Source organism: Paenibacillus sp. FSL H8-0048, assembly GCF_038002825.1.
In the GTDB taxonomy this organism is placed as follows: Bacteria; Bacillota; Bacilli; order Paenibacillales; family Paenibacillaceae; genus Paenibacillus_AQ.
In genome coordinates this window covers 4,413,970-4,436,496 of sequence record NZ_JBBODF010000001.1, presented here as the reverse complement: position 1 = coordinate 4,436,496, position 22,527 = coordinate 4,413,970, and the positions used below count along the sequence as shown (strand labels likewise).

Annotated in this window: 21 protein-coding genes and 1 other RNA gene; 10 read left to right on the top strand and 12 right to left on the bottom strand. The window is 40.5% G+C overall.

Annotation, left to right across the window (positions count from 1 at the left end; translation table 11 throughout):
* The first annotated feature begins 200 nt into the window (after positions 1-200).
* The 5 genes from NSU18_RS18780 (at position 201) to ssrA (ending at position 2,946) form a co-directional block, all read left to right on the top strand.
* Positions 201-422: a helix-turn-helix transcriptional regulator gene (locus tag NSU18_RS18780; protein ID WP_340750312.1), complete on the top strand. Its 222-nt coding sequence runs from the start codon at positions 201-203 to the stop codon at positions 420-422.
* A gap of 340 nt (positions 423-762) precedes the next feature.
* Entirely contained in the window at positions 763-1,488 is a 726-nt protein-coding gene (locus NSU18_RS18775; RefSeq protein WP_341149791.1) for a S8 family serine peptidase, read from the top strand.
* 29 nt (positions 1,489-1,517) lie between these two features.
* The gene (locus NSU18_RS18770) at positions 1,518-1,712 is read left to right on the top strand and encodes a DUF4177 domain-containing protein (RefSeq protein WP_341015299.1); all 195 of its coding nucleotides are present in this window, start codon (positions 1,518-1,520) and stop codon (positions 1,710-1,712) included.
* A 197-nt stretch (positions 1,713-1,909) separates the two neighbouring features.
* Positions 1,910-2,389, top strand: a complete 480-nt coding sequence (gene smpB, locus NSU18_RS18765; RefSeq protein ID WP_341015298.1) for an SsrA-binding protein SmpB — start codon at positions 1,910-1,912, stop codon at positions 2,387-2,389.
* 192 nt (positions 2,390-2,581) lie between these two features.
* Positions 2,582-2,946: a transfer-messenger RNA gene (gene ssrA / locus NSU18_RS18760) on the top strand.
* On the opposite strand, the gene NSU18_RS18755 is transcribed toward ssrA, so the two are convergent.
* The 9 genes from NSU18_RS18755 to NSU18_RS18715 form a co-directional block, all read right to left on the bottom strand.
* The gene (locus tag NSU18_RS18755; protein WP_341149790.1) at positions 2,907-4,466 is read right to left on the bottom strand and encodes a recombinase family protein; all 1,560 of its coding nucleotides are present in this window, start codon (positions 4,464-4,466) and stop codon (positions 2,907-2,909) included. The two genes, ssrA and NSU18_RS18755, sit on opposite strands and share 40 nt — an antisense overlap.
* 328 nt (positions 4,467-4,794) lie before the next feature.
* Positions 4,795-5,253, bottom strand: a complete 459-nt coding sequence (locus tag NSU18_RS18750; RefSeq protein WP_341149789.1) for a JAB domain-containing protein — start codon at positions 5,251-5,253, stop codon at positions 4,795-4,797.
* Positions 5,246-5,419: a hypothetical protein gene (locus NSU18_RS18745; RefSeq protein WP_341149788.1), complete on the bottom strand. Its 174-nt coding sequence runs from the start codon at positions 5,417-5,419 to the stop codon at positions 5,246-5,248. Before NSU18_RS18745 ends, NSU18_RS18750 begins: the two co-directional genes overlap by 8 nt.
* A 373-nt stretch (positions 5,420-5,792) precedes the next feature.
* Positions 5,793-7,271 (bottom strand): hypothetical protein, encoded by a 1,479-nt coding sequence (locus NSU18_RS18740; RefSeq protein WP_341149787.1) that lies wholly within the window; start codon positions 7,269-7,271, stop codon positions 5,793-5,795.
* A 12-nt stretch (positions 7,272-7,283) separates the two neighbouring features.
* The gene (locus NSU18_RS18735; RefSeq protein WP_341149786.1) at positions 7,284-7,874 is read right to left on the bottom strand and encodes a hypothetical protein; all 591 of its coding nucleotides are present in this window, start codon (positions 7,872-7,874) and stop codon (positions 7,284-7,286) included.
* Positions 7,875-7,983: 109 nt separating this feature from the next.
* Positions 7,984-8,415, bottom strand: coding sequence for a hypothetical protein (locus tag NSU18_RS18730; RefSeq protein ID WP_341149785.1), 432 nt, complete (start codon positions 8,413-8,415; stop codon positions 7,984-7,986).
* 240 nt (positions 8,416-8,655) lie between these two features.
* Positions 8,656-9,261, bottom strand: coding sequence for a hypothetical protein (locus tag NSU18_RS18725; RefSeq protein WP_341149784.1), 606 nt, complete (start codon positions 9,259-9,261; stop codon positions 8,656-8,658).
* 289 nt (positions 9,262-9,550) lie between these two features.
* Positions 9,551-10,852, bottom strand: a complete 1,302-nt coding sequence (locus tag NSU18_RS18720) for a copper amine oxidase N-terminal domain-containing protein (RefSeq protein ID WP_341149783.1) — start codon at positions 10,850-10,852, stop codon at positions 9,551-9,553.
* A gap of 60 nt (positions 10,853-10,912) precedes the next feature.
* Entirely contained in the window at positions 10,913-11,920 is a 1,008-nt protein-coding gene (locus tag NSU18_RS18715; RefSeq protein ID WP_341149782.1) for a TcaA NTF2-like domain-containing protein, read from the bottom strand.
* 173 nt (positions 11,921-12,093) lie between these two features.
* On the opposite strand from NSU18_RS18715, the gene NSU18_RS18710 reads away from it, so the two are divergent.
* A complete protein-coding gene (locus NSU18_RS18710) occupies positions 12,094-12,429 on the top strand; it encodes a helix-turn-helix domain-containing protein (RefSeq protein ID WP_341149781.1) in 336 nt (111 codons plus the stop codon).
* Between the two features lie 7 nt (positions 12,430-12,436).
* Here the strand turns inward: NSU18_RS18710 and NSU18_RS18705 are convergent, their stop codons facing one another.
* Positions 12,437-13,465 (bottom strand): hypothetical protein, encoded by a 1,029-nt coding sequence (locus NSU18_RS18705; protein WP_341149780.1) that lies wholly within the window; start codon positions 13,463-13,465, stop codon positions 12,437-12,439.
* Positions 13,466-13,497: 32 nt separating this feature from the next.
* Positions 13,498-13,980, bottom strand: coding sequence for a hypothetical protein (locus tag NSU18_RS18700; RefSeq protein ID WP_341149779.1), 483 nt, complete (start codon positions 13,978-13,980; stop codon positions 13,498-13,500).
* A 721-nt stretch (positions 13,981-14,701) separates the two neighbouring features.
* Here NSU18_RS18700 and NSU18_RS18695 point away from each other — a divergent pair.
* Genes NSU18_RS18695 through NSU18_RS18680 form a run of 4 tightly spaced genes read left to right on the top strand, consistent with a single transcriptional unit; the run spans position 14,702 to position 19,187 of the window.
* Positions 14,702-15,781 carry a hypothetical protein gene (locus tag NSU18_RS18695; RefSeq protein ID WP_341149778.1) on the top strand — a complete coding sequence of 360 codons (1,080 nt, stop codon included), beginning with the start codon at positions 14,702-14,704 and terminating at the stop codon, positions 15,779-15,781.
* Positions 15,782-15,793: 12 nt separating this feature from the next.
* Positions 15,794-16,063 carry a hypothetical protein gene (locus NSU18_RS18690; protein ID WP_341149777.1) on the top strand — a complete coding sequence of 90 codons (270 nt, stop codon included), beginning with the start codon at positions 15,794-15,796 and terminating at the stop codon, positions 16,061-16,063.
* A gap of 12 nt (positions 16,064-16,075) precedes the next feature.
* Complete coding sequence (locus tag NSU18_RS18685; RefSeq protein ID WP_341149776.1) at positions 16,076-17,239, top strand: AAA family ATPase; 1,164 nt, start codon at positions 16,076-16,078, stop codon at positions 17,237-17,239.
* Positions 17,208-19,187, top strand: coding sequence for a hypothetical protein (locus NSU18_RS18680; protein ID WP_341149775.1), 1,980 nt, complete (start codon positions 17,208-17,210; stop codon positions 19,185-19,187). The genes NSU18_RS18685 and NSU18_RS18680 overlap by 32 nt, the downstream gene beginning before the upstream one ends.
* Positions 19,188-19,225: 38 nt before the next feature.
* On the opposite strand, the gene NSU18_RS18675 is transcribed toward NSU18_RS18680, so the two are convergent.
* Positions 19,226-22,126 (bottom strand): DNA methyltransferase, encoded by a 2,901-nt coding sequence (locus NSU18_RS18675; RefSeq protein ID WP_341149774.1) that lies wholly within the window; start codon positions 22,124-22,126, stop codon positions 19,226-19,228.
* Positions 22,127-22,527 lie beyond the last annotated feature (401 nt).

Here is a 22,527-nt window from a genome sequence, read left to right as displayed (position 1 = left end):
ATTCTTCCTCGCATCGCGGAGCGTCCTCACCAAGCACAAACGTCCATCCAACTCCAAAAAAGGGGTGTCCCAGCCATTTCATGGCTTATGGGACACCCCTTTTTTTAAAATAGTCAATAAATAATTGTAAAGGGAGCTTTACATTTGAAAAAAAATGGTACTATGATAAAAATGTAAACTAATTCAAGAGGATGGTAAATATGGGGGTAGATGATCAGAATTTAAAACATCATATTATTGAGTTGCGTGCAGAGAGGGGTTGGACACAGCAGCAGTTGGCAGATGCCCTTCGGGTTAGCCGTCAGACGGTCATCTCGATTGAAAGGAACAAATATATGCCATCCCTCAAGCTGGCTTTCCGCATTGCTGATGTCTTTCAGAAAAGCATCTACGAAGTGTTTGATTATGTGGGGGGAGATTAATGTGGACGTTTTTTCTCGTGTGAATTCTATTTTTGCAGTACTGGGTTTTTTGTCCTTTATAGGGATACTGCTTCTCTGTTTGTCTAATATCCGGGACGAACGGGGAATCTATATTCTCAACAAGTTTTTCAGGAGTATGTTTGTCGTCTTGAGCACCAGCTTTTCACTAATTATCCTGATTAGCTCATGGATCGATCCGGGCTACGAGCTGTATCGAAATATGGTGACAATCTTATTTTCATTATCTTTTATAATAGGTCTTTTTATCTGGGTAGGCTTGTGGAGACGGAACTGAGCAGTGTTGGCCAGCAGGTACTAGGGGGGGATGAAATTGGACTAAATGAGCCTAACGGGGCTGGAAGGAGGGCTTTGGGTATGCGGAAATACAGACGGAGGAAACATCTTTGATCTGCTGAGTGCTATTGTAAGAGCTACTAATGACGATAATCAAGTTATTAATATCAGTGCCGGCAGTTACATTCAAATGGATGATGCGGGACAAATTCTATTAGATGCTTATCAGCGTGCGGCAGATTATGCAAACAAAAATCAAGTTATGATTGTGGCTTCTGCTGGAAATCGTGGTCTCGACGGTTCTGATAGTGCATACAATGAAATTCATGTTCCCAGTATGCTTGAACATGTTATTAGTGTGGGTGCGGTAACGAAGAGTAATCGCTTGGCTCCTTATTCCAATTTCGGTTCTTACATTGATTTTGTGGCATACGGCGGTTATTTAGGCGACGACTTTGATACAACGGGAGAGGTGGAGGTAACAGATTTGATGCTTACCAGTTTTCCTAGGCTGCTTCCGAATTCGCCGCTCGATAGTATATTAAATATACCACAAGGCTTTTCACTGTCCTACGGAACAAGTCTGGCTGCTCCTCAGGTATCGGCAGCAGCTGGGCTGCTCATTTCGAATTATTATGATAAGCATCATCAATATCCCCCAAAAAATAAAATCATTAAATTTATGGAACAAAAAGCTGTTGACCTCGGTGACCCGGGCCGGGACAATCAATTCGGTTATGGAGAAGTGCTTGTGCAGCAAATGATCCAATAGAGAAGCTGAACTTACAGGGAGGTTAAATAATGTCCAAATATGAATACAATTATGTATCAATTGCGGTGGGAACGATAAGCGGAAAATTAAAGGAGGATTACAAGCAGGTAATCGATCGATACGCTGCCGATGGTTGGAAGCTGCACAGCCTTGTGCCCATGCCATTTCTGGCCGGTGGACAGGCTTCTGTGCTGGATCTTATTTTTGAACGTATAAAAGAATAATCTCTTCAATCCTCAAGCAACCTGTTAGTAAGCTGCGGAGTCATCATAAAGCACCAGCTATGGCCGACAGCTTGCTTGCGTGAACAATACCGGCTTTGTTACAATATAAGTTGAGTCCTGATGTTCTGCTGTTTTCTGATTGAACTAACAGGAGTTAGATCCAAAGATCTTTTGATACGATGTAAGGAGTGACGCTCATGGGTAAAAAAGCAGACGGAAAAGTGCTTGCCCAGAACAAAAAAGCTTCCCATGACTATTTTATTGAGGACACCTACGAAGCGGGGATGGTACTGACCGGTACCGAGATTAAGTCGCTGCGCAATGGACGGGCGAACATCGGCGATGCTTTTGCCACCATCCGTAACGGTGAGATTCAAGTACACAACATGCACATTAGCCCGTTTGAACAGGGGAACCGCAGTAATCCATTGGACCCGACCCGCACACGCAAGCTGCTGATGCATAAGGCGCAGATTCACAAGCTGCTCGGGCAGTCCAAGCAGGAAGGCTATTCAATTGTGCCGCTGAAGGTCTATGTACGCAATGGTTATGCGAAGCTGCTGATCGGCCTCGGTAAGGGGAAGAAGCAATACGACAAACGCGACTCCGCTGCCAAAAAAGACGCTCAACGTGACATCCAGCGTGCCCTGCGCGAGAAGCAGAAGGTCGCGAGATAACCGGCCCGGCCAGCCGTTCCAGATTCAACCTTCATTTCCGTTAACCCACGTATTAAAGTGATGATAAATGTGCTATACTGGGTAAGTAGATTTTGAAGCTTCTGAACAGCCATCTTATGTCAGATCGCTGTGTACCGGATCGGCATTTGTGCTTGTCATTGATCCGTTAATCCGAAGCGCCCTTTCTAATGAGGGGCCGTTCTTGGATTCGACGGGGATAGTTCGAGCATGAGTAGCGAGTAGTGGGGACGCGTCCGCTTCATCAACGCTAAAGCCTATTAAACGGCAAACAACAAAACAACTACGCTTTCGCAGCTTAATAACCTGTGTGCGTGCTTCTACCCTGCATCGCCCATGTGACAGGGATAGGGGCTAACAAGTAGTGGGATACGCTGTCTGGTCTCCGCCTGGGGTCAGCAGAAGAAGATAATCAGGCTGACCCGAAGGGGACCCGGTTACGGGGGGCTTCTAGGGTGACATCAAAACTGTAACTACACTCGTAGAAGCTTATGTGCCGTTATCTTCGGACAGGGGTTCGACTCCCCTCGGCTCCATCCTGTAAATCCACAACATTCAGTTTAAAGATGACATCTACATGTTCTTTGTAGATGACGACCTTCTTCACGTAACTGCCGATGAACTTTTTGATCTCCGGTATGTTGCGGTCAGCAATTTCATCTTTGAACCGGGAAAGCAGTTGTCGCAGAGTATCCTCTGTGATGGCTGCTTTTTCTTTTATAGGAGGTTTGATCTTTGAGAGCTGCTGCTCGATTTCTTCTCTTTGTTCCTCCAATGCATTCATTTTCTCCAGAAGGGCGGAATTCGCAAATCCATCCGCCACTGCTTTGACGATGTTCTCCACTTGCCGGGTAATCCCATCCAAGGCTTTGTTCAAACGTACTTGCTCGCCTTTTTGCTTTTGATCTTTCGAGGCTTGGAAATCATTTAGCTGCTTTACGAGAATCGGAATCGCCTGATCGTTGAATATGTTCTCCTCGAGTTGTGCCAAGACGTAGTTTTCAATGTATTCTCTTCTTAGTTCCGGGTTTTTGCATTCCTTGGTCCGATCTCTGTTGCCGCAGCGATACGTTACATACTTGAGCTTATTCCTCCCGCTGTACTTGACGTTTCCGGCCATTGAATACAAAGTGCCGAGTTGTTTAAGGCACTCTCCGCAATAGCACAATCCGCTCAGCAAATACATTTCTTTTGCCTTATAGGAACCAGGACGCCCTTGATTATTTTTTATTTTTTCCTGAGCGGCCCAGAAGTCTTCTTTGGATATAATCACAGGCATACCACCCTCAATCCGAATGACGTCTTCATCCTCCTTTTTGCGGTTGCTATTTCGTTTGCCAGCGGCATCCTTGCTGTCTGTCAGGTTGTAGATATATACTCCAGTATACTTTTCATTGTTAAGAATGACGGGAAGACTGCCTTTGCTAATAGGCCGTCCATAGCGGGAGCGGTATCCTTTCTCTGCAAGCTCCCTGACAATCTGATTGTAGCCGTGTCCGGCCAAAAACATGGAGAACGTCGTCTCTACAATCCCCCGCTCCTCTTCATTAATAAGATAACGCTTCGTTACTGGGTCAACAGAGTATCCTATAGGAGGAAGTCCGCCTGTATGCTTACATTGGTATGCCGTTTCCTTCATGCCTTTCATTACTTCACGGGCAAGGTTTCTGGAGTAATACTCAGCCATTCCCTCAATCACTGATTCCAGGATACCACTCTCGGGGGAATCGTCCAGGTTCTCGGTGACACTGAGGAGTCTTACTCCGTTCAAATTTAATTTTCGTTTATAAAAGGCGCTGTCATAACGATTTCTGCTGAAACGATCTAGCTTGTGCACAATAATATAATCGAACTTGTTATTCCCGCTGTCGGCTATCATTCTCTGAAATTCGGGGCGCTTATCTGATGTGGCAGATTTGGCTCTGTCAATATAAGTCTCTACTATGACATATCCTTTCTGCTTGCAATAAGCTTCAATAGCCCGCAGTTGCGCGTCAATAGATTCCTCCCGCTGGTTATCTCCAGAGAACCGTCCGTAGCTGCCTACTTTTTTAATCATTGCTTTCTCTCCCCTTGAGGTATGATTTGCAACAGTTCCCTTTCGGGAACCATTGCAATAGTAAGGAATTTAACGAGGGCGCTTTAAGATTTTATCCAGTAACTCAATTGCAGGTTCGTAATAATTTTCGGGTTTCTCCCGGGTTTTATCGGACTTCTTCCAGGAGAAGGAGTCAGGTTGTGTGGCATATTGATTCAAATTCTGACGCGAGACGCGAGTAGTGTATAACATATGCCTATCACCTCTTACTCTTTTTGTTTGCGATGGTCAATAATTTCAAAGACAAGCTGAGTAACGGCAGTTATGAGGGCGAGGATCGCTTTCTTCATTACATCAGCCCCCGTTCTTTCAAGCTGACAAAACTGCCGTCACCGATGATGATATGATCTAATAGCTCGACTCCAAGAATTTGCCCACTGTGAACCAGCCTATTGTTCATCTCAACGTCCTGAGGACTTGGATCAGGTACACCAGAAGGATGATTGTGGCCAGCGATAATAGCTGCTGAGTTAGCCAGGATTGCCAGCTTAAAGGTCTCCCTTGGGTGGACCAGAGAGGCATTCAGAGTACCGCAGGAGACTTGGTGTAATGCAGTAGGCTCATTCTTGGTGTTCAGGCAAAGGATACAGAAGCATTCGCGGTCACAATCCTCAATGAACTGACGGAACAACTCGGCAGCATCTTCAGGCTTGCGAATGGCCCTTTGAGAATAGAGTAGCGAAGGCTTCTCCCGTACCATGCGAAGCGACACAATTTGAATGCGCTTGGCGATTTCTTTTTTATTCATGTTCAGGTGTTCTCCCTGCCTGTTCAGTCAGCCAGTCCAGTGTCTCGCTGTCCATAATGGAAGCCGGAACGATATACTGAGCCAGCCAGTCGTTGTCCAGCAGGATACCCACTCTAAAAGCCAGGGTTTCTGTAATTCCAATAGTCTCGGCGTACTCCAGTCCCATAGAATGCACTTGCAGCAGTATCCTCAGAGAGTCACCGGGTTCACACAAAATGAGAGGATTCCGAAGCAAATGATCTTGCTCATCTCCTGGTTCTGCCTCTGACTGCAAGCTTGTAAACAGTTCAGAAACAAAGTTGCAGAGGTCCTTCGGGTAGATTTCCGGCATTAGAGCATTTAATTCATTCAATTCTTGGATGATAATCATAATCTTGATGTTGCCCCTTTCAATAATTAATTTGGCATCAAGATCATGATATTTATATCAAAATACAGTAAATACAATTTAGAATATTTGGATAAACAAGTCGCGCTCCAGCTGTAGTAAGCGAAAGAAGCGAAAGTTGCGACAGCAGGGTTGCGAATAGATGGAGAAACTAACTTTCTCTTTTTTCGATTTCGATCACCTTCGCAAAGCCTTTATTCCGAATATCATAATAGATACCGTATTCCTCCAGATTGGACCGGATCTGCTGCAAACGGATGCTCAAAACATGTGCTGCCCTGGGCCATAAGCGAGAGCGAGTATTGATTTTCTTGCTCAGGGCAATCTGCTCCAAGACATCTAGAAGCTTGGATACAGAGCCTTCCCATAGACTTTGCTCCTCCATCAAGAAACAGATTGCCGTGGCAACGGGATTTGAACTCATGACTTCTTCGTTTATCCGGCTGCGATTCTTCTCGTAGGCTTGGAGGAATAAGTCGCCATCAACGTTGGCAGCTTGAGCAATGGCATATCCCCAACGGGTGAAATCCGCCATACGACTTAAGGCTGACAAGTGAACTTTAGGATAAGTCACCATTGCCTTGCTTATGAGCTCGAATATAGCACCCAGAATAAGAGGCTTATCCGCTTCGAACGCTCTCCAAATCTCCGCCTCTTCCATCCGGTCATGTTCGTCTATACGATCCAACTCGAGAAGGATGGAACGATCCAGAAAATCCGAACGGTTGGCTACAACACCGATACCGTTAAGTGTCAGACAGCCTTTGAAGGAAAGAACGGTTTCATCATCATCCGTAAACAACTTTCGTTTTGAAATGCTGCCGCCGGTTACTGCCATGCAGAGAAGATCACTGGTCTCTGGCCGTAAAGTATCCATATTGTCGAGTGAGAGCATGAACTGCCTGGATAAAGATAAGGCCAGGTTTGTCGTCCCTTTGGGCATGAAAGCTATGTCTTGGTGAGAGGGATCAACAATCGAACGAATCATTCTTGCAGTAGTTGTTTTAGCAGCACCCTTCTCCCCGGAAAGTATAAGAGCAGGATGTGAGATGTTAGGAATGAAGCAGGTGACCAAGTAGATCATGAACAACAGGCCGTCCAAATCATTTTTAATTCGCAGATGATTGAGAATGTTGCTCAGTTTACCTCCGTTTTCGGGAGTCACCTGTGTTTTTGTTAAAGTGTTTCGTTGAAATAACAGAGGATGCTCCCTTGTGATTTGGTATCCTTGCTGGGTAATCTGCACATGCTGCCATTCTGAGTCAGCCAGGTCGTAGTATATAATACCCTCTGCCTCGGCAACACGGAAGAATAAGGGATGTACTTGATTCCTCATATGAGCCTGTGCCTCAAGTAACTGTAAGGTCTGTCTGATAGCCTCAGCAGAAGGGGGAGTTCCTTTCTCTTCAAAATAGCGAATGAACAGCCACTGTTTAAAAGATTTACCTCCAACTTTATGAACTACCTTTGAACCGTTTGATTCAATTGAGGCGTAAGGTTCATGATGCTGGTCCAAAAAAAGATTGGCTACCGAGGCCATGCGGATGAGAGCATCGGTTGGATTTTCTTTGGTATCCTCTCGGCCCACCTGAGTAGACTTATCGTCGGGTTGACTGTGAATGTCTAGCATGATGCCCCTCCTTTACATATTGCTCCACGGATGTGATTCCGGCGGAACAGGCCCAGTTGGCTTTCTCGGACGATTTGGTGGCGCTATACCTCTAGATTTCGGGACTTTTTTAATCATGGGAGAGGGCTGCACAATTGCAGTTACGCTATTCTCAACAATTTCTTCTACCATTGACGGAGCAGCACTTTGTTGCCTTTCCTGCTCGTTGGTCCGAATAAGTAGTTCCACGTTTACTGGACATTGGAGTGGGCGGAGATTGGCTATAGTACTGTAAATCCTGCCCTCTCGTTCTTCCTCTTCAACAATGATTTCCGCAGTTCGTCCGACGAAGCATTGGCAGTCAAAATCTTCCCCTATCTCCGGAAGAACATCGAATTGCGAACATAGATTATACATAGGGTCGCCTATATCCCAAAGTAGTAGAGTTTGTTTTTCGGTTGTTATATGCTGTTTCCCGATCTGAAATTTTACCTTCAGCATCAGAATCCCTTCAGTTTCAGAAGCATCCGGTGCAGATCCGTCAAGGATATCCCAGTCATAAATTAATCCGGAATACGCTCCAGCAGGTGGTCTGTTTATAGTGCGCGTAATTATCTTCTTCATTTTTGATTCCTCGCCCCTCATCATTTAAAGTATGTTATATTAAGGGCGAGTCCAGGATGCGACCCTGGACCCGCAGTGATTGTGAGCGGCCCGGCATTACGCCGGGCTTTTAATCTTGATCCCAGTCGTTTTCCGGGTATCTAATTCTGGATAATTGAAGTTCATCAGCGTAGATCTCTTCAGTTGATCTGATGGCAAAGGTACCGTAATCCATTTGGCTGAAATACAGGGTGAGATCAGCCTTTGGCAACCCGTGTGCTTCCAGCAAATCAGAGATTTTATTCTCTCTTAAGGCCACAACGTTGAGCATATCGGCGAATTGAACCATTGGGTCACGCTCGATGTCGTTCAAGCAGGTGATGCTCACACGTTCGGTTCCGAGGTGCACCGTTGCAGCATAGTAGGGATAGAGGCTGAGCAAGAAAGGACGCAACTTTTCGATATCGCATTTGAATTCGGTAGGAAAAGTAATTCGAATTCCTTCTTCTAGTGGTGCGTTGTTTTCTTTGAATAAGTTTTCGTACTCGGTTTCGTATGACATTGATATCACTCCTAATCATTTTTTTATTAATTTTCAAACAGTGCAGTCGCAAAGTTTATTTAATTATCAAGGAGCAGAGGCGGTGCGAAAGAGCGACGATGACTAGCTTAACTGGAGTTCATATATTGCATTTCCATTCTCCTTTTTGATGATGAATTGTTGTTGCACGTTTATCATAAAACAAGATGCACCCTTTAGGAATTAAAGGTGCATCTCGTAAAAGTCTTAATTGACATATTTCTAGACTGTGGTATTATTTTCTGTTAGGATTTTTATTTTTGGTTCAAGATGAGTTGCTACCCAATAGTCCAACCCTTCATTGATATCTTTATAAACCTCAATCAAATCTTCATATTTCAGTACATTGAATTTAATTCCAATATCTTTAATTTTATTTATAACATCAATATGTAGCTCCTCTGCCTGTACTTTGGTGATTAACTGTAAGGTTAATTTCCATTCTTCTCGTAGTTCAATATCTTTGATGTCCTTAACGATTGAATTCATTCTAGAGAGGAATTCTTTTGTGTTTTGATAAATTTCCTCTACAGATTTTCCAGTAGGCCTTTTTGAAGTGAGGGCTACTAAATACGATTCCCCCATTTCTTTTAATAACTCAATAATAATTACCTTTTCCGACTTGAAAAATACAATTTTATTATCATCTGTTTTAAATGTCTTAATATCAGCACCTATATACATAAGGAATTTTCTTAGTCTTAAATACGCTGCTTCATAAGTGATATGAAGGTCCTTTGATATAGTCTGTAGAGAGACAATCCCTTCTTTTTCTTGTTTTTTTTCCAGTGTCAGTATCTCTGTCTCTTTCTGTTTCTTTTTTTTCAATTTTGATAACTCCTCGCCTTCGTATAGTTGTAACAAAGTGCATACTACCATTTCTTGAATGGAAATGTCGATGAAGGAAGGCGCAACCAAAGGGATAGAATAAAAAAACAATCTGTGTTTAATTGTTGGTTACATCTAGGGAAACACACAGAGGCAACCACAACTTTAGGAAGTGTGAAGGTTAACATATCTAAACCAATAAAGTCAGCCCGTAACTAAAAAAACGAAGCAGCGCATTCTTTAGGAAGGCACCACTTCGAATTTAATCAAATATTCCATGGTCTTACAGTTAGGAGTATAAATCTATTAACTTGGCCGTCTCTCCTTTATCGGTAACTATTCTGATAAAGTAAGAACCTGGGATTTCCACAAATGACTCTCCCTCATTATTCGTAAATGAAGAAAGTGGAATTAGTAATCCCTCGTATCCATTATTAGAAATGATGGTTTTAGAATTCGGTGTAAACGTGTAATCCTGAATCTGCACGCTCTTGATCTCCATGCCGGTCAAATAAGGATCAAAGATTTTCAGTCCATCGGGACTGAGGGTTAGTTGCAGGCTGTCCATCTTCTTCTGCATTTCTGCTTGCAGTTCGGGAATAACCACCGTGCCACCCTGAGAACGAGTCGAGCGGATGTCATACTCCTGAGACGAACTGAGCAGATTTCCCGCGATCAGGAAAGTCATGGATTCAGTCTGCTTACGACCTAAGGTATCCACCGTGTCTACGCTTCCACTACCCACCGGAATCCCGTTCACGGTGATATTATCCCCAGCCTTGAGCGCAGCCGTTCCAGGGTAGAAGATCTGAAAGTACACGCTGTCCTCCCAACTCTCCGTGGTCTCCCGATACTTGCCGCCAGCGTGGGCAATGACTCCGGTTACGGCCTTGCCGTTGCTCAGGCTGATTTGCTGAATACTGTCGATCTTTAGAAAAGTGAAGTTGACAATCGTGGAGCCGTACTTGGCCCAATCGCGGGCAATGTCGTTCACGGAAACAGCCTTAGCTACCTTATCAAGCGACAAAGGATCAGTGGCCGAACCGAAGAAAGCTGCCTGGTTATTAGAGATCGTCTGTTTGGCACCGGTACTGAGCTTAATTCCTCCAGCATATTGATTAAGGGCCAGTGACAACGTGGCAATCCCGTCCGTTGATGTGGAAGCAACAGTGGCAGTTCCGTTTGCAAGGACCACCGTGTTATTTTTGAAGCTCACACTGTACCCGAAAGCTTCGGCCACCGCCCGGGCTGGAAGATACACCTTATTTTGAATGGACTGAGCGGGCACCTCCAACTCTTTAAACAGCTTCCCGTTCTTGTAAACTTGCTTTTTGCCGACAGTCACACTCACCGTGGTATCTCCCTTGATTGCTGTGACGGTCTGCGTCTTGGCATCCCACTTGATTTGGCCGACACCCAGGGCGTTGAGCAGCTCCCGCAGGCCGAAGAATGTGGTGCCTTGACGGATGAAGGACTGGCTTGTGACTACCGTTCCGTTGACGTTGAGCTTGACCGAAGCTGCGGAGACTGTGCCACTTAGAAGAGTTAGAGCGGCGATGGAGGCAATAAACAATGGTTTGAGTTTTTTCATGAAATGATATGCTCCTTTGGTATTTGATATGCTTTGAACAATAGCCGAGTGAAACTCGAACTATTGCTCAGCCTTGACTATTGAACTGAATTGAAAAACTCCTTGATCGACCTGGAGGGCGGTGTAAGTCCATACGTTGTCAGTCGTTTTCTCAGTACCATCCGCTGAAATGACCTTGATCTGCTCGCGGACCTTCATCGTGAGCGTGCCAGTCTCCTCATCGTAGGATGTTGATTGTATCTCGTATTCTGCCAGTTTTTCACGGGTGCCCTTCTCGCTGAGTGTTTGAACAAGTTTTTGCTGCTGGATGTAGAGTTCACTGTCGTACAGCAAATGAATCTCCACCAAGGAAAAATCTCCGGTGTTAACAGCTTCAATTTGGGAGTTTAGGTATCCCAGGTAGTTGTCCTCAAAGATGAAGTCGTCAGACTTGCCGTTGCCGCCTTCGATGGCTGGAGTGTTCTCCACAGGTTTAGGTTCAGCCGCTGGGGGAACAACGGTTACGTTCTGAGAGGCTGACAATCCGCCTTCAAATGATGTAATCCGGTATACGGCGTTTTGTCCCACATTGAAAATGAGTTCGCTCACTTCCTGGGGTTGGACGACGAAGCCAACGCGGAGTGTTCGCTGACCGCCTGAAAGGACAGAAGCTGTCTGATTGTCAGCGGTCTCTACGGTTTCAGCTGTCGGATCGTACTCTAGAAGCTCCTTATTAACCGTAAGCAGGTTAAATGCTCGTCCCGAAACGTCCAAAGGCTGGTCAGTTCCGTTTTGCAGCGTAATGTCAAACACCAAGTATTCATGATCAAAGACGTCCTTGGTAATCTCGGCCCTGTTAATGCTAATGGCAAGACCCTTATACCCATCTTTCCAGTAATGTCCAGTGTTTGCCGATTGTGTTGTAGAAGTTGTGGTATCAGGCGAAGGCGGGATGTTGGATGTTGCTAGTGGTGTGTTGGCCTGATTCGGAGAATTCGTTGCTGCTGGGATGGAAGCAGGGCTTTCTTTCTGTCCACAGCCAGACAAGAGAAGCAGGGATATCAATAGAGTTAAAGGTAATAGCTTCATAATTAGATGTCTCCTTAAAAATGGTATGGAAAATTAGTCCAAACAAGATCAATCACATTATAACATCAGTAGTTCTTTTGGGGTATATTTTTAAATAAAATACCCTATCGTCCCTTGGTGCCTTTTCTTTACTGAAATAAGGTTGGCATAGGGTGATGATCTTGAGCGAAATCATGAAAAAGGTCGGACAAGGAATTCGACATTTCCGCAAACAACGCAAAATGAGCCAAGAAGAACTTGCACATTTGGCTCAAGTACATGAAAGTTACATGGGGAAAATAGAAAGATCAGAGAAGGTTTGTTCTATTGAAGTGCTCGAAAGAGTCACAGGTGCTCTTGGCATTTCATTAGAAGCGTTTTTTCGTTATGTCCAACCTCTTGATAGTGTCAGACAAGAAGAATTTACAATGGAAGAGATTGTTGATCAATTACGAGGGCGTAATGAAGAGGAGCAAAAAAGGGTTTTGAGAGTAATTAAAGCACTATTTGAGGATGATCGTAAGGAATGAGTTAAAGTTAGGGTTGTGATATATACCTCTGATTAATTTGTAGCTTCTCTCCCTCATGAAGTAGGTAGAAACGCATGTCTCTTGTGGACTGGTTGGCCTGTTCAGTAAAGGCGCGGCTGATCTCAGGCTTGTCAAACACCCAAAAGTCTCTTTGCCGTTGCTGGCTAAAGAGGCTTATAAGTGCGTAATTGAAGCTGGCCTCGTTGCAGATTCCGGCGGTTCCCACAGGCAGCATACCAACAACCTGGCCCACAGTGAACTCTGTCGCGGAATTACTCATTACCTCCAACGAAAGAAGGAAGCAGGCGAACAGTACATCGCAGTTGGCGCGCCCGATGATCTGTTCCGTCCTGAAGCGCTCAGAAGTAAGTCCATCCCATGTAAAAGTGCGAATGGTGGGTTCTGTGGTCCTGAAGTCCGGCGACACCAACTTGTAGGCATGCCTGTTGCCGTAGGCCTTCAAGAAACGATCAAGCTTGATTCGTGAATAGTCTTTATAAGGCAGTTTGGGGAGGATAGATCGAAAAAAGATTTTGTAATCCTCTAGATTGGTGTATTCAAGCCCCGTACTTCCCGCTTGTTCGGAATGACTTATTTCCTGAAGTAGCTCCCGCATAGCTTCCATTCGGTGGCGGTCTACAAGTTCGAAATCTTCCGGACGTTGAAGGTGCAGTAAAAATGCTACTGCAGAAAAGCCAGTGTTCCAATCTGGAAGATGATCCTGCCAGAAGCGAAATATCTCCTGTGACTCTGCCGAAGCTATTGGCAAGAACTCCTCCCAAATTTTAAGAATTGCAGAGATTGTACGCGACACGGAAGAAGGTAGGCTCTGGCGTTGCCAGCATCCGAAATGCCATCCCAGAGCCTTTTTGAGAAGGGGCAGCGGCACAGTGGACGGATCACAGAAAATAGGATACCAATCCAACATTGGTTCTGCAGGGTACCTAGCGTAGGGAAAACGCGTCAGATGTCCGTCGATACGATCTTGAATGAGGGCTAATAAGGCCCGTTTTTCTTTTTCGTTTAGCGTGTTCATATGTTGCTCCTTCCAAATATGCGGTGGTTTGGCTAATCATTATTCCTCATTTGGCTCCTTGAAATAATTTCAAAAGGATCCTCTGTACTCTTTGGCCGCTCAGCCTCCATAGCTTTGTGTATCTCTAATTCTTCAAGTGCTGCCTTTTTGGCTTCTTCTGAGACCCACAAAGGAGTGGCTAAAGCTGAAACCCATTCTAAAGCTAACTCATTCGGACTCCCCTCAATCAGGGGCGGTTCATCAGCCAGAGCCTGCTCATCAAGCAGACGAAGTTCTTCTCCTTCTTGAATAATATCAAGTTCGGTCCCATCCCAGTATGGATTGATTGAATTCCCCTCCCAGTAGGTCAGTGCTACTCTCAATCTCCAGATTGTTTCTTCGGTAACGTTTTTGTCTGTCATCCTCCGGATGGCAACGGCCAGCAGGTGAATGGAGCCGTCGTAATCCAACGTCTCCTTTAAAAACTCCAACATCCCTTGTCTCAGTGATTCGCTTGTGTAAACATCATCATTCATACCAATCTCCTCCTGAAATTATACTTTCAAATATATGATATTTATTTATGGATTGAGGCTCTACAGAAAAAGGCTTATATTAATAAATGGCCACTTACTCAGAAAAACAGCGCTAGAACTTTTTTCGCTATTGATGGTACTTTTGCTTTGAAGGAGGATTTCGAAATGATGTATTGGAGAAAATTATATGTATCAACTGGAGAAATGCCGGTTGAAAATGCGATGAAGATTTCTGTAAAAGGCTTATCATATTTAGTGAGTAAGATTCTTAAGTAGCTTGATCTGCTTAGGATTGTTTTCAAAACTACAATTATGTCCTAAATCATGGTAAACTTTATCTGTGTCAAAAAGTTACTAAGTTTAATGGGGGCGAGAAGTGATATCCTCTCACCCTAACAAAGATCGACAGGGTGAACGATTTGGCAAAGATGATCGAGTGCGCTCAGGCTAGATTTGTTGGACTACTATACATCTTGGATAACCGTGTATTCTCAGGTTTCGTTGCTTCCGTATGAAACAACACACTTGAGCATCTCCTCTGGCGTTAAACAAAACACTGCAGAGGCAAAAAGGGCAGCAATTTCAGGCTTTTGGACGCTCAAGGGCAAAGCTACCCTCTGATCATTGAACTTACGGCTGAGAATTAACATAATTTTTAAAGCATTTATCTTTCAGGAAAAATATTATTATCTTAATGTGATTTAAGATCGGAGATTAAAACATGTGGATATTTGACCGATCAAGAACGACATATGCAGAAAGTGCGAATAAATTTATTAAGGCTATTAGTTATAGATATTCAGATGAAGTTTTTAAGGCAATAGCGAAGTTATTTAAAGTAACATTAGAATCGGCAAAGAATACTTATGCAACACCAATTTTCCATCTTGGAGTTGCATACAAAGTAGAAGTTGATAAATATCGCTTTGGAAAAACAGAGGTGAACCCTGCAATGGTGGGAACTTCAAATGTAGAGTATCGTTATACAGATCCAGCACTTTTATTATTATCTGGAAAAATAAATCTCGAAACTTTTATGTTAATAAACATTATTAGATTTCAAGTTTTGAATTCCACTCTAGAAAATCCGAAATTTATTGAAAGAATAAATAATAAAGTTCTTCCTTTACTTTTAACAATACAAACAATAAAGCAGTTAGAAAAAATAGATCCTCGACAAGCATATATTTCTGAAGCTGAAATAGGTTTACTATATCAAAAGACCGATCATAGTGACATGGTTGAATTTGCAAAGACAATAATAACGTATAGGGAAGATCCTAATTTATCGTTACCTCCAGGAAAAAATCCAGACGCTTTTTTTAACTTGTTTGACTCTACAGGAGTCGTTAAAAGCTGTAAACAAGTTTGGATAAATGGTCAAAGAAAAGGGATTTTAGTGTTAGCTGCAAATCGAAAAAATATAATTGAAAAAATTTTGTTAGATCCTCCAGAGTTTATACCGATAACATGGAATGACAGATGGAAATGGGCCCACGCATACACTAAGTTACCCGCTAATCTTAATAATTATTTACAATCTGACAAGCAGCCTGTTTTAATCAGAAACCTTCCACCAGATTCCCGCTATGATTCAAATACTGGAACACTCTTTCTGTATTCTATTTTTGGAGCACAATTTAAAATTGATGATTTAGTAATATGGAGCAATCCGATCTCAGATCTGAAGGAGAATGTTATATATAAAATTAGCAACTACCCCTCTTTCCTTCAAGATGGTACAGTAGCTATAAAAATAGTAGAAGAATTTAGAAGTTCTCAAAGTAAGATAAGTTATTAGGAGGTTTTGGCATTGGAATATAACGTTGATCTTACAAGCGAGTTTATTAAGGCAAATGAATTAATAAAAGCAAACGAGAAAGAAATTTCTTCTCATCGTCTAAAGCCAGTATATATTTATGATAATAAAGAAGAGCTTGCCTTAAATGAAGACCACATCAACGAACTTTTTATTTTCAAAAACCAAGGAAAGATTATTTTTAAAGCAATCCAGAGTGGGGGGGCAATACGCCTAGAACAGTTTCGTATTTTGAGAAGACCCATCGAAGAAATATTAATTTAGGGGGCAATATATATGCCAGAGCAGGTTTTTCTTGACCAACTAGAGAAAGAAGGGTTTTGTTCAACTACTGATATTGAAAATGATTACAGTATGTCGTTAACCGTTCAGAATGACCGTTTATCTTTACTCTCAAAGGATGATTTAAAAAAAAGGGTAGAGGAGATATCCGAAAATTTTGCTGTTGCTACTGAAAGTATATATTCTATTTACTATGGGCTAATAATGGGGAATATTATATTAGAAGGTCCACCTGGAACTGGGAAGACAACACTAGCCAAGGTAATTAGTGAGGAATTGTTTAATGTTAGATTGGTTGAGAGTACTGCTAACATAGAATGGACGGTATACGATTTAGTAGGAAGGAAAACACTAGAGATAGTAGATGGTAAGGAACAAATAGTTCCGGAAAATGGTCATATTACAAAAACAATAATAGAGTGTTGTCAGCAAATATCAAGTCATGAAGAAAATCAACTAGAGCCGCAAGCAGAGTGGCTGCTAATTGATGAAATAAATCGCTGTAAAATTGATAGAGCCTTTGGTGAATTCTTTACTGTTTTAGGTAGCGCTAGCAATCAATCGATTGTTCTATCACATCAATACAAAGGAAATCAAAAGCTCTATGTTCCCAAAAAATTTAGAATTATAGGAACTATGAATTCTGTAGATAAATCATATGTGAATTCATTTTCTCAAGCATTTGCAAGAAGGTTTCATTTCGTAACTATTGATATCCCTAAAACGGAAGAAACTCTAGCAAGGGAAAAATTGATTACTTTGAATACTGCTGTTAAAGAGATTTCTTCCTTAACGAGTTTTAACCGACAAATAATTGATACAAAATCTACTGAAGTTGAAGTAAGTACTGCTCTTGATAAAATAGACTCTATAATTCATTTGCTGCGGTTCGGTGATGGGGATGATTGTCCTGCCATACTATCAGTTGGAACTGCACAGATAATTGATATAAAAAAAGCCTTTCTATTGAAATTATTACTTGATGATGAAACGGAAATATTATCAGCAATAGTATGGGCAATTTCCACAAAACTCTTAGCTCAGCTAGACTCAACAATAATCTCTGAAGATGCTCAGTTGGCATTTATTAATGCTATTCCTAGAGAACTGAAAGGAATAAAAGAAGATGTCCAAAGAATATGGGGATTTCACGAATGAGCAGAGATATAGGATTATTGAAGAGTCTCTAACCTTAATTAGCACTTATTTTGGAAAGGACACAGAGCCTTTAATCCATAAGTCCCAATTATTTTTGGGGGAATCGAACAGTTCTAATATTGATTCTTTTGAATATATTAGAACAAGATTTTTCTTGGCAAAATGGGTATCTTTTAAGACGATTATTGGAACACTTGACTCTATTTTTTCCTCCACCTATGAACCTATAAGAGAAGAATTTGTTGGAAAAATTCAAGGGAGTCTGATTGTTCCAGAATATGTGTCAAATAAATGGAATAATGTAACCGTCAAGAGTTATCCTTGTCTTATCTCGTCTGAGAATTACGAAACACCTGAAAATGCATTTTTGTACAAGGTTATTTATTGGTTTTATAGTATTTTAAAAAAATTGCCATTGCCTAATGACTCTGGGGAATTTTTTCTTCAAAAAAAGTACCTTCAAGAATGTGCCAATATGCTTCATCATCCAGTTATGAAGATAATAGTGAAAAGTAAATTTATGAAAATGAATATAAATGATCTCATCAGCATAACTCAAACGAGAAATAAACAAGGTAAAACAAAGGATTTTAGAAAGATATCATATATAATTCAGTGGTTTCAATCGCTTAACTGGACTTCCATAGAGAATGAAGGTATTGAATCTTTGATTCTTCTTTTTGGGTCTAGTTCTAAAGTATGGGATAAGCTTTTTGAAATATGGGTTATGTCTATGATTAGTGACTCTATTCATGATATTAGTATGAAAAAATACAAAACAAAAAGGGTCATTTCCCCTCTGGATCAAAGAGGTCTACATTCCGTAACAAAAATCATTACTGATGTTTGTGAGATTGATATTTACTATCAAAACTCAAGTCTTGTTCAAAGTCTGTGGCGATACGAAGATGGAGCAAACTTAAGGGGCATACCAGATATTGTAATAAAGGTGCAGGGATCCTCGAACTTTACTGTTATTTGTGATGTTAAGAATATTAAGTATTTTCAACGTAAAGATGCAAATACAGAGAAGTACAAAATGTTAGGGTACTTCGAAAACTTTCGAGGGTCATTAAATCATCAACCTATCGGTCATTTGTTTCTTAGAAACGATAATCAGTATTTAAATGATAAGCTCGTTACAAAAGATAAAGCCAGCCTGTCACTTCATACAGTATCTCCTAACAGTTCAAGCATAGGATTTGAAAAATTTGCTTCTGATTTGTGGAACTTAATTGAAGACAATTCTCTGGTGGGAGTGAAAAAAGGACAGGCTTTGGATAACAGTGAAAATTCTTTGATTAAGAGAAGTGATGAAGCTCACAGAATTGCTGAACAACTTGTAATTGAAAAGCCTCAAGAATTAAAAAAATGCAAAAACATCTTAATGAATTATGTATTTCCCTCTACTTGGACTTATTTTTCAAAAGAATGCCAAACATTATTAGGTATGGCTGAACTTTTATATCAAGATTTACATGTGAAGTGTGGGGAAGATCCTGACATTGATTGGGGTCCAGTCGTACTAGAATACTGTAGGGCGGTTGAATACTTTTTTAATCATGAAATTATCAGTCCGTTTAAAGAATCTCCTATGTTTAATAGCTACTTAAGTGCTTCAAATATGACAGATACTAAATCTTATGAATATATAAGAAATAAGAGAACATTAATGTTCGGAGAGTTAGCAAATTTCTTTATAGAAACGGATAAAACTAATGGTGGTATTTACAGTTATCTTTTAGGAATAAATCATTACTGTCAAGACCTGAATTTTTGGGGGGATGAGTTAGGAGTTACGTTAAGAAAAATAAATAAAGAATACCGTAGAAAAGCTGCACATATCGATTTACTTACTTTTAAACAAGTTTCAGATTGCCGTTTGAAGATTTTAGGTAGTGGGGACACCAAGGGGTTATTACCAAGTCTGTTTGAAAATCTTAAATAATAAGAGGAGTGATGTTAATATTAACATCACTCCTCTTATTATTTTTTTAACCATAAAACAGTATTTTCTTTAATTAATTTACCGCTGTTTTTTTTGTTGTCACCAGTGACACTGATAGAAAATTCGTCGTTAATTGAGAAACCAAGATTACGTGAAGACTCAATTAGCATTTTTGCAGTGTCAATTATTAAATCTTTATCACCGGCCTTTGTTAAATTATTACCTATTACAATAAAAGCAGAACCCTTTTCCTTGAGTAAAAAATGCATGTTATTAAGAAATTCAGTCATTGATGAAAAGTAGCTATAGAGTAATGAGGCCATATTTTTACGTCTAAAGCCAACAGAAGATTCTTTGTTTAATTTGTAAATCTCAGTAATAAGATCAATTGCGTAAGGAGAGGTAATATTATCGAATAGTCCCTTTTCAATGCGAGATTCTAATTCACTTTTTGTCTTATTTCTTATTTCTCTGCTTCCTATTAGATCTTCTTCAATAGGATCCCTTTTTTTAGAGGATAAACTCATTAGTATAAGTAAGCTTAATCTATTAGTATCTATATAGGGCAATGCGGTAGCGTAGGGTGGACTTGTAATCACGGCATCTATACTACCCTGTGTAAGTCCATGAGATGTAAAACTGTCAGTCTTTCTGCAATCACCTGACCATATTTTAGATTGATAAAAAATTGAAGGAGAATAATCAACAGAACTGAAGTAGCTTTCAAGCTTGGAAATTTGTTTTTCTAAATTCTGTTTAAACATATATACGACCGGCGAATCCAGTAAAGGTTCTTTTCTTCTTCTTATTCGTAGATCAGTTGGGTCTTGTTGTGATATATCTCTTATTAAATTGCTAACTATTACCTCTAGAAAATTTGAAATTCGATTATCTGGTATTCTATGAATCTTTTCAAACAAAACTCCAAGTTTATGAATAACTTTTTTTGGAAACCAGCTTTCAAGTTCAGCATGTGCTTGAGTGTCTAAATGATTGTACAAATAATTAGAGGTGGTGATACAATCATCGTGTTCTAATGTTCTTAAGAAATTCTTCAACGTATTTAATAGTATTATTGGATTCATTCTTAATATTTCTGTTTTTGCTTTCGAAATTTTAAGAGCTAAGGGATTGATATCACATCCATAAGCTTTATAGCCTGCCAAGTAAGATTCGAGAATAGTAGTACCGCTACCCATAAATGGATCGAGTACTGTACTTCCTTCTTTTAAATTCGATAAAGATAAGAGACTTTTACAAAGTTGAGGGTAAAATTTACCTTTATACTCATGGATGCCATGTGTCACATATTTTGATTCTTTACGCAAAGATTGGTTATCTAGGGTGTCGCCATTTTCTACGATACTTTGCCAAGTTGATACAGGTTGTAAACTAGGAGAAGTTACTTTGTGAATAAATGTAAGCTTCTTTAATCTATCTATATTCATGGAACTAATAACAGCGGACCATTGTTTTTCTCCAGATTGTTTTAAATCTATTGGGGATAGCTTCTGAAGTTCACGTTGTAAAAGTTCCTTCTCAAATGCCCAAAGTTTGTATGGAGCTTCATGCAATTGTATTTCTATATCTTTGATGGGTTTTCTTAAAATCACAATTGATTCACTTGTTGCTCGCCGAGCGTGACTTTCAAATGATCTGCGGCTCGTTGGTAAGTTTCTAGATATCGTACCGATGTATTCAAAACCTATTCGTAGAGCTTCTTTTATATAAGCCTCTGCAGTATTATATAAGATTTTATTGAAGACAGAGTCTCCAACAACAAATACTGCAAAGCGTCCTGGTTTTAAAGCCCTATAACAGTTTTCTAGACATGGGGTGATTTCAGACATATAGTCTTCAAAACCGGTTTTTTCTCTTTGATGACGTAAATGTGAGCCTATCTCCACTTTTCCAAACTGAACAGGATCAAAACCTAACCAAAACATTCTAAAGCGGTGATATAAATGATAATCAGTTACATTTGCATAAGGTGGAGAAGTAACAATGAGATCAATCTGATTCTCTAAGATGGGACTGTCCTTGCTGAGTGGATCTCGTAAATCATATGTTTCAAACGTAGCCTTTTTCCCTCGGAGTAGACTGCTACATGCAAGTACTTTTGAAAATACTGTGTCCAGATCCCCAATAAAATAGCGAAGAGTTTCTTTTTTCATTAACTCTTTAGGTTTACTAGCATACCTTGTTTCACTTTCTTGATTAGAAACCTTTGAAACAGTTCTTGATAAAGCAACTTGAGCAATAACTTTGCAGTTTGGTGAAAGGTTTTCTATGTGTCCTTTTATTAATGCTAATTCTTGAATAGCATTAGGATGGAACCATTTTTCTATGTTTGGAATATCAGGTATTTGTATTTCCATATCTAAATAATCATGTTCTATTTCTAAAATATCGAATAGCCATTGTCTACATAGCTGTAATTCTACTTGTTCTTCATCCGTCAAAGTAATGGTCTTGCATTGTCCGATAATACTTGCTAATGGATTAGCATCGGTACTGATAGACCGACGGTCTAATAATAATGCTTCTAAGGCTGTTGTTCCTGAACCGCCAAAAGGATCCCATATTAATTCACCAGGAAGACTCAACGCCAAAATCATATTGCATGGTATCTGAGGAATATATTTTGCAGGGTAAGGGTGTATATCATGAGTTAAGTAAGAAGTATCATTCTCTGGAAAGTCCCAATTAATATTGTTCAATTTGTTAAATACATCATCCCTTGAAGATAGATCAGATAAACTATCCGGTGTGTTTAAATATCGTTTTTGAAGCTCCGTGACATACTGATTTACTATGGTTTCACTCTTAGTATTAAACCATTCCGTTGTACTGGATCCATATTTTGATACGTGCTCTTTAATCAGTTGCTTACGAATGTCAGAGGATTCAATGATGAATCTCTTATTATTTTCAGACAAAGGGATGCTCCTTCCGATTTAAATCTGGGATTATTATAATATAGCCCAGATTTTTTTGCAACGCGCTAAGAACTATAATTAGTACAGAAAGTCTAATTAGGCATATAATTGTATGGATTGATCTTTCTAATAAATCCATATAATTTAAAATCTATGCAGATTATCTTACTGCATAGATGCTTTATAATCAAGAACATTTGTTCTTCTTTGTGGGGTAGACATTATTATTATCTTGACTCTTTCAGAATTCTACTGCTAGTGATCCTGATATGGAAATCTATTGTATATGCTAAAGCAAAAGGCTAGTAATGGTACGCTTTTGAATGCGGATGTAGTACAGGAGATTGCCGTGGTTCCTAAAAGAAATGATATCGTTGATATTATACGGGGGGTAGTTGGTT